This window comes from Pseudoxanthomonas sp. LjRoot204_2 (genome assembly GCF_056175765.1).
Genome location: NZ_JBGFFG010000663.1, coordinates 1 through 1,294 on the forward strand (window position 1 = coordinate 1; position 1,294 = coordinate 1,294).

The 1,294-nt window shown below is 66.0% G+C and carries 2 protein-coding genes; both read right to left on the reverse strand.

What is annotated here, in order from left to right:
• On the reverse strand, positions 1-408 hold a 408-nt coding region (locus AC04L7_RS18890; protein ID WP_475513729.1), incomplete at its 3' end, for a hypothetical protein.
• On the reverse strand, positions 405-1,294 hold an 890-nt coding region (locus AC04L7_RS18895), incomplete at its 5' end, for a hypothetical protein (RefSeq protein ID WP_475513730.1). The genes AC04L7_RS18890 and AC04L7_RS18895, both read right to left, overlap by 4 nt.

Here is a 1,294-nt window from a genome sequence, read left to right on the forward strand (position 1 = left end):
GAATCGGCACACCATGGTCTTGACCACGCACATGCCCAACACGCCGGCCGCCATGATGAACTGCGTCAGCGGGCGCTCGACCATGGGCGACAGCAGCAGGATGACGAATGCCACTGCGGCCGTGCCGCCATACACCGCTTGCATCCTCGCCAGGGACGCTTCGCGCTCTGCCAGCTGCTCTGCGGTGACCCTCAGGCGCTTGAGCGCCTGATCGAAGGTCTCTTCGCGGCCTGGGGTGAGCGTCAGCTTGCTCCTGAACCAGGCATACAGCTCGCGCTTGCGATTGAGCTCACCGCTCACATCGCCGAACATGGTGTAGGCCCAGGCCTTGCCAACGCGCTTGGCGAAGCGGCCCGTGCCGCTCGTGACGCGCGAAATGACGCCGTTGGACTTCTCGGCTTCGCTCATGCGTTCTCTCCCGCGACGGCCTTTGCCGCGTAAACACTCATGCTCACCAGGCGTCGCACCAGCACGCGCAGCCGCTCACAGGTGTCTTTGACCGGCAGGCCGCCCTGCAGGTGGTGCTCGATCAGCTGCTGCTGCGCTTCCTGATCGTGCTCGGCCGCCTTCAGGCGTGCGTACATCTCGCCACGCGCCGCATCCCATGCGGCTTGCGCCATCGGGCCTACGGCGGCCATCAGCTCGGCCGCCAAGGCCGTGAACGATGCGCCTTGCGGCAGTTCCTGTTGCAGGCGACCGGCACCGCTTGCCACTTCTTCGCTGGCCGTCACCGCGATCGCGAGCGCGGCCGACTCCACGTCGATCTCCGACTCAGGGGACAGGCGCTTCATGTGTTCTGCCGTCCGCTGCAGATCGATATGCACCGGCGCCAGGCCCAACACGATGGCGTGGATATCCACGGGGCCCGAGCGAAGCGTTTCCGATTCATGCGCGATGTCGGCCGCGGCGCAGAACGCGGTCGCGATACGGGCGAACCCTTCGGTCGGCCACATGTCCGCGATCGCAACGCCCTGGTTGGTGATGAYGGTGCTGATCCAGAAGTTGGCCACCAGATCCGCCACCATCACTCCGCTACGCCTGCGACGCCACGCGACGTCGATTTCACAGTCGTCGGTAGCGCGGGCGAGCATGTCCGCCAGGCGCACTGAGTCCCGCGACAGCATCTGGATACTTTCGATCAGCTGAGGGCCGGACGCCGTGGGGCCCGGAAACACCTGAACCGCACGCAGGATCGGTGCCAAGCTCGCGATAACGTCCATCGTCTCGGTACGCTCGCCATCGACCAGCTCGGGAGCGGGCAGCGTCACTACCTGCGGCGCTGGCGGCGCAGCAA